4 protein-coding genes and 2 tRNA genes are annotated in these 7017 nt (G+C 60.5%); 2 read left to right on the forward strand and 4 right to left on the reverse strand.

What is annotated here, in order from left to right:
- Positions 1-54: 54 nt before the first annotated feature.
- The 4 genes from HT737_RS18515 to HT737_RS18530 all read right to left on the reverse strand — a co-directional run bounded on the left by HT737_RS18515 (position 55) and on the right by HT737_RS18530 (position 3313).
- Positions 55-1620: an iron ABC transporter permease gene (locus HT737_RS18515; RefSeq protein ID WP_182403580.1), complete on the reverse strand. Its 1566-nt coding sequence runs from the start codon at positions 1618-1620 to the stop codon at positions 55-57.
- Complete coding sequence (locus tag HT737_RS18520) at positions 1620-2630, reverse strand: extracellular solute-binding protein (RefSeq protein WP_182403582.1); 1011 nt, start codon at positions 2628-2630, stop codon at positions 1620-1622. The genes HT737_RS18515 and HT737_RS18520 overlap by 1 nt, the downstream gene beginning before the upstream one ends.
- A 328-nt stretch (positions 2631-2958) precedes the next feature.
- Positions 2959-3045 (reverse strand) — tRNA-Leu (locus tag HT737_RS18525).
- 181 nt (positions 3046-3226) lie between these two features.
- A tRNA-Leu gene (locus HT737_RS18530) sits at positions 3227-3313 on the reverse strand.
- A 226-nt stretch (positions 3314-3539) separates the two neighbouring features.
- Between HT737_RS18530 and rnr the strand changes: the two genes are divergently transcribed.
- Positions 3540-6170, forward strand: a complete 2631-nt coding sequence (rnr, locus tag HT737_RS18535) for a ribonuclease R (protein WP_182403584.1) — start codon at positions 3540-3542, stop codon at positions 6168-6170.
- Positions 6167-6931 (forward strand): 23S rRNA (guanosine(2251)-2'-O)-methyltransferase RlmB, encoded by a 765-nt coding sequence (rlmB, locus tag HT737_RS18540; RefSeq protein WP_047290988.1) that lies wholly within the window; start codon positions 6167-6169, stop codon positions 6929-6931. The genes rnr and rlmB overlap by 4 nt, the downstream gene beginning before the upstream one ends.
- Positions 6932-7017: the final 86 nt, after the last annotated feature.

Genomic DNA, 7017 nt, shown 5'->3' on the forward strand with positions numbered 1-7017 from the left:
CTCCTACATGGGGATTTGCATTTCCCTGCAGGAGCTGCCGCAGGCTGCGATCTTTTAGCGGCTCAGGTACATACGGGTCGTCAGCAGATACACCGGCAACCCCGACACCACAATCAAAAGCGCCGCATAAGGCGCCGCCGCCGCAAATTCGACATTCGCGGTATGCGCCCAGACCTCGGTCGCCAGCGTGTTAAGCCCGGTAGGGCTCAGCAGCAGCGTCGCCGTCAGTTCCTTCATCGCATCCAGAAACACCAGTGCAAACGCCGCGCCCAGTGCCGGGAAAATGATCGGCAGGGTCACCCGGCAAAACGCGGTGAACGACGATGCGCCCAGCGTGCGTGCCGCTTCTTCCAACTGTGGCGCAGCCTTGTTCAGTGCCGTGCGAATTGGCGCCTGCGCCAGCGGCAGAAACAGCAGCGCATAGGCGATCAGCAGCAGCGCCGACGTCTGGTACAACGCCGGCACGTAATGCAGGGCGAAATACACCAGCGTCAACGCAATCACCAGGCCCGGCAAGGCGTGGAGCAGATACGGCAAGCGCTCGGCCCAGAGCGCCAGTTGGCCCTTATAACGCACCACCAGCAGTCCGACCGGCACCGCCAGCAGCAGGCAGAGCGCCGCGCCACCGAGTGATAAGGCCAGCGAAGACAGCAGGGCTTCAGTGATCGCTGCGATCGGGAAGGCTGCCGATGAGCCAACCGCCAGCCAGTACGTGAGCATGCCCAGCGGAATTCCGCTGCCGACAATCGCCAGCAACAGGCAATACAACTGACCGACAATAGCCCACGGCCCCAATCGCACTTGTTCGGCCTGACGTGCCGCGCCCTGGCCAGTGCGTACATGGCGACCCTTGCCGCGAACACGCAACTCCAGCCACAGCAGCATCAGACAAAGCGCGAGCAGCACCGCCGAAAGCATCGCCGCGTTGGCGTTGCTGAATTCCAGTTCGAATTGCTGATAGATCGCGGTGGTGAAGGTTTGCAGGCCGATGATCGACAGCGCGCCGAACTCGACCAGCATGTGCAGGGCAATCAGCAGCGAACCGGCCAGCAGCGATGGCCAGAGCAACGGCAGAGTGACGCGGAAAAACACGCCCCAGCGGTTCTGTCCCAAGGTGCGAGCCGATTCTTCAAGGGACGGATCAAGGTTGCGCAGGGTTGCCGCGACCGGCAGAAAGATCAGCGGATACTTCGACAGGCTCATCACCAGAATCGCCCCGCCGAGGCCTTCGAACTGCGCGCTCAACGATACCCAGGTAAAGCTGCTGACGAACGCCGGTACCGCGAACGGCAGGCACAGAATCACGCCCCACAGGCGTCGTCCCGGCAGATTGCTGCGCTCCAGCAGCCACGCCAGTGACAGGCCGATCACGCCGCACGTCAGCGTCACGCCAACCATCAACGCCAGCGTGTTGCGCAGCAGGCCAAACACATACGGGCGCCACAGCAAGTGCAGCGCCTCGGCCCAGCCGGCCTGCCAGGCTTTCAGCCCGACATAGGCCAGCGGCAACAGGCTCAGCACCACCAGTAGTAAAACCGGCAGCACCAGCCAGATCGATGGCCGCTTGCGGCGTGGCACGTAACCCCCGCGCGCGGCGGGGGCGGATAACGATGCGGTCATCAGTTCAGGCCAACTTCACGTTCCAGTTCCAGGGCTTCCTCAGCGTTGCCCAAATCGGCCGGGGTGACATTCGGCGCTTGCAGTTCGCTGAATGGCTTGAGCCCGCGATCCGATTCCATGCCCTTGTGCAGCGGGTATTCGGCGGTGGTCTGGGTGATCACGCGCTGACCCTCTTCGCTGGCCATGTAGGCAAGGAATTGCTGAGCTTCTTTTGGATGTTTGCTGGATTTCAGCACGGCAGCACTGGACACGGTGATCAGTCCGCCGACATCGCCGCCGGTGAAGTAATGCAGTTTCGAGTCGAGTTTGCCTTTCTCGCGCTGCAGGGCGAACCAGTAGTAGTTGTTCACCAATACGGTGGCGACCTCACCATTTTCCACGGCTTTGAGCGCGACCATGTTGTTGCTGTAGGTCTTGCCGAAAGCGCGCAGGCCGGTCAGCCATTCTTCAGCGGCGTCGCGACCGTGCATCTTGATGATTGCCACGGCCTGTTCCTGAAAGGCGCCGCTGGTCGGGACGAAGCCGACTTTGCCTTGCCACTTCGGATCGGAGAATTCCATCACCGACTTCGGCAGGTCTTTTTCGGCGACCAGTTTCGGGTTGTAGGCAACCACGCGAACCCGCGCGGTGACACCGATCCAGGTGCCGTTGCCGGCAACGTATTCTTTCGGCAGCACGGCCAGCGTGGCGTCATCGGTCTTGGCCAGCAGGCCTTGCTCGCCGAGGTTGTTCAGTGGTGGGGATTCTTCGGTGTAGATCACGTCGGCGGGGGAGCGGTCGCCTTCTTCGATGACCTGGCTGGCGAGCTGGTTGCTGCTGCCTTTGCGTACATTGACGTGAATGCCGGTCTTGGCTTCGAAAGCCTTGGCGATCGCATCGCCGACTTCCTTGTGTTGACCGTTGTAGAGCGTCAGGGAAACCGCATCGGCTGCCTGGGTGAGGGGAGTGGCGAGTGCCAGGCCGAACAGGGTGAAGGTCAAGCCGCGGCGCAGGGTATTTCGAAACATCATTCGCAGGGTTCCTCACTGTCGCATTGCAAAAACTTGCAACAATGATAAACGATATTGTTTCTCAAGTGCGCCTTGCGGGGAGGGCGGAGGTTTGCTAGAGCATGATCTGGTGATCATTTGTGGCGAGGGAGCTTGCTCCCGCTCGGCTGCGTAGCAGTCGTTAATCCTGAGAGAGGGCATGACTGATGTAAAAGCGAGGAATGCTGCGCATTCCAGCGGGAGCAAGCTCCCTCGCCACAAGGGCTTGAAGGTTTTCAAACGCCAGAAACGCAAAAACCCGCTTTCGCGGGTTTTTTGGAAACTCAACGTCGTAACCTTGAGTTTGAATTGGTGCCCAGAAGAAGACTCGAACTTCCACGACCGTAAGGTCACCAGCACCTGAAGCTGGCGTGTCTACCAATTTCACCATCTGGGCATTCATCGCGAGCGTTGCCGCTGTTGATGTGGCGCACTATACGGAGCGCTTTTTGATCTGTAAACCCCTGATTTAATTTTAATTAATCGGGTTTGACAAAACCGTTCCCCGGAATGCAAAAAACCCGCTTTCGCGGGTTTTTGTGTGAGTCTTGAAACTGTTCTAGTCTCAAACTCGAAATTGGTGCCCAGGAGAAGACTCGAACTTCCACGACCGTAAGGTCACCAGCACCTGAAGCTGGCGTGTCTACCAATTTCACCACCTGGGCATCTCGTCAACGTGTGTACGTCGTCGATGGCGCGCACTATACGGAGCGCCTTTTTTAACTGTAAACCCCCGGCAGCAAAAAAAATGATTTTTTTTACCGGCGGTGTTCAAAAGGGCTTTCAGGCGTCGATACAAGGCTTCAGAAGGGCCTTATAGAGTCGGAAATTTCCCGTTTGATGACGCCTATGCCAAACTAACCCGCATATAGACAAGGTGAAAACTCTCTAATGGCCGATTGGCAGTCCCTCGATCCCGAGGCCGCTCGTGAAGCGGAAAAATATGAAAACCCTATTCCCAGCCGCGAACTGATCCTTCAGCACCTTGCTGATCGGGGTTCGCCTGCTGCCCGCGAGCAACTGGTCGAAGAGTTTGGTCTGACCACCGAAGACCAGATCGAAGCCCTGCGCCGCCGCCTGCGCGCCATGGAGCGCGACGCTCAACTGATCTACACCCGCCGTGGCACCTATGCGCCGGTAGACAAGCTCGATCTGATCCTCGGTCGCATCAGCGGTCACCGTGACGGCTTCGGCTTCCTGGTGCCGGACGACGGCAGCGACGACCTGTTCATGAGCCCGGCACAAATGCGGCTGGTGTTTGACGGTGACCGTGCCCTGGCTCGGGTTTCCGGTCTCGACCGTCGCGGTCGCCGGGAAGGCGTGATCGTCGAAGTGGTGTCCCGTGCCCACGAGAGCATCGTTGGTCGCTACTTCGAAGAAGGCGGCATCGGTTTCGTCGTGGCCGACAATCCGAAGATTCAGCAGGAAGTGCTGGTGACTCCGGGTCGCAACGCCAACGCGCAAATCGGTCAGTTCGTCGAGGTGAAAATCACCCACTGGCCGACGCCGCGCTTCCAGCCGCAAGGCGATGTGGTCGAAGTGGTCGGCAACTACATGGCGCCGGGCATGGAAATCGATGTCGCGCTGCGTACCTACGACATTCCGCACGTCTGGCCTGAAGCGGTGCTGAAAGAAGCCGCCAAGCTCAAGCCTGAAGTCGAAGAAAAAGACAAAGAGAAGCGTGTCGATCTGCGCCATCTACCGTTCGTCACCATCGACGGCGAAGATGCCCGCGACTTCGACGACGCGGTCTACTGCGAAGCCAAGCCGGGCAAACTGCGTCTGTTCTCCGGTGGCTGGAAGTTGTACGTGGCGATTGCCGACGTTTCCAGCTACGTGAAGATCGGTTCGGCGCTGGACAACGAAGCCCAGGTGCGCGGCAACTCGGTGTACTTCCCCGAGCGCGTGGTGCCGATGCTGCCTGAGCAGCTGTCCAACGGCCTGTGCTCGCTGAACCCGCATGTCGACCGTCTGGCCATGGTTTGCGAGATGACCATCTCCAAGTCCGGCGAAATGACCGACTACTGCTTCTACGAAGCGGTGATCCATTCCCACGCCCGCCTGACCTACAACAAGGTCAGCGCGATGCTGGAAACCCCGAAAGCCACCGAAGCACGCAAGCTTCGCGGCGAATACACCGACGTGGTGCCGCACCTCAAGCAGCTCTATGCGCTGTACAAAGTGTTGCTGGCTGCCCGCCACGTGCGCGGCGCGATCGATTTCGAAACGCAGGAAACCCGGATCATCTTCGGTTCCGAGCGCAAGATCGCCGAAATCCGTCCGACCACCCGCAACGATGCGCACAAGCTGATCGAGGAATGCATGCTGGCGGCCAACGTGGCCACTGCCGAGTTCCTCAAGAAGCACGAAATCCCTGCGCTGTACCGCGTCCACGACGGCCCGCCACCGGAACGTCTGGAAAAACTGCGCGCCTTCCTCGGCGAGCTGGGCCTGTCCCTGCACAAAGGCAAGGAAGGACCGTCGCCGAAGGACTATCAGGCCCTGTTGGCGAGCATCAAGGACCGTCCGGACTTCCATCTGATCCAGACCGTGATGCTGCGCTCCCTGAGTCAGGCGGTATACAGCGCCCAGAACGAAGGTCACTTCGGCCTGAATTACGAGGCTTACACCCACTTCACCTCGCCGATCCGTCGTTACCCGGACCTGCTCACGCACCGCGCGATCCGCAGCGTGATCCATTCGAAGCAGGACACGCCGCACGTTCGCCGCGCAGGGGCGATGACCATTCCGAAGGCGCGCATCTATCCGTACGACGAAGCGGCGCTGGAGCAACTCGGCGAGCAGTGCTCGATGAGCGAGCGCCGTGCCGACGAGGCCACCCGCGACGTGGTGAACTGGCTCAAGTGCGAGTTCATGAAGGATCGCGTCGGCGAATCGTTCCCGGGCGTGATCACGGCGGTGACCGGTTTCGGTCTGTTCGTCGAGCTGACCGACATCTATGTCGAAGGCTTGGTGCACGTTACCGCGCTGCCGGGCGATTACTACCACTTTGATCCTGTGCATCACCGCCTCGCGGGCGAGCGCACCGGTCGCAGCTTCCGTCTCGGCGATACCGTTGAAGTGCGCGTGATGCGCGTCGACCTCGACGAGCGCAAGATCGACTTCGAGATGGCCGAAAAAACCATCAGCGCGCCGATTGGTCGTAAGAAACGTGGCGCCGATACCGCAGCGCCTGCGACCAAGGCTGTGGAAGACAAGGCTCCGGCGAAAACCGCCAGCCGTCGTCCAGCCAAAGAGAAAGCCGTCGAGGCCTATCGCCCGAGCGATGCCGTGGCGAAAAACGCCGAGCTGCGCAAAAGCCGTGAATTGAAGAAGGCCTTGCTGGCCGAAGCCAAAAGCGGTGGTAAAGCGTCGTCTGGGGGAAAGACCGGGCGGTCGGCGCCTGACAAGGCCGTCGGCGGCAAGCCAGCCAAACCGAGCAAACACCGTAAAGGCCCGCCGAAAGCGGGTTCGGCTCCAGCCAAAAGTGGCGGGTCGCGTAAACCGAAGGCGAAGTCATGAGTCAGTTGGAAAAAATCTACGGCGTTCACGCGGTAGAAGCGTTGCTGCGTCACCACCCGAAACGCGTCAAGCAGATCTGGCTGGCCGAAAGCCGCAATGATCCGCGCGTGCAGACCCTGATCGAACTGGCCAACGAAAATCGTGTGCAGATCGGTCAGGCCGAGCGCCGCGAAATGGACGCCTGGGTTGAAGGCGTGCACCAGGGCGTGGTGGCGGAGGTCAGCCCGAGCCAGGTCTGGGGCGAGGCGATGCTCGACGAACTGCTCGACCGCACCGAAGGCGCACCGTTGTTGCTGGTGCTCGACGGCGTGACCGACCCGCACAACCTTGGCGCCTGCCTGCGTTCGGCGGATGCTGCCGGCGCGCTGGCGGTGATCGTGCCCAAGGACAAGTCGGCAACCCTGACGCCCGTGGTGCGTAAAGTGGCCTGCGGCGCGGCGGAAGTGATTCCGCTGGTGGCGGTGACCAACCTGGCGCGCACTCTGGAAAAGCTCCAGCAGCGCGGTCTGTGGGTGGTCGGCACGGCGGGGGAGGCCGAGGTCAGCATTTATGACCAGGACCTGACCGGCCCGACCATCCTGATCATGGGTGCCGAAGGCAAAGGCATGCGTCGCCTGACCCGCGAGCACTGTGACTATCTGGTGAACCTGCCGATGGCTGGCAGCGTCAGCAGCCTCAATGTGTCCGTGGCGACCGGCGTGTGCCTGTTCGAAGCGCAGCGTCAACGCGGCGCCAAGGCCAAAGTTGCCGCGAAGAAGTAATCTTGAGCTGAAATCGGTTCAAATGTGGGAGCGAGCCTGCTCGCGAAAGGGGTGTGTCAGACGACAATAATGTTGCCTGATAGATC

It is taken from the genome of Pseudomonas sp. MD195_PC81_125, assembly GCF_014060985.1.
Taxonomy (GTDB): Bacteria; Pseudomonadota; Gammaproteobacteria; order Pseudomonadales; family Pseudomonadaceae; genus Aquipseudomonas; species Aquipseudomonas parakoreensis.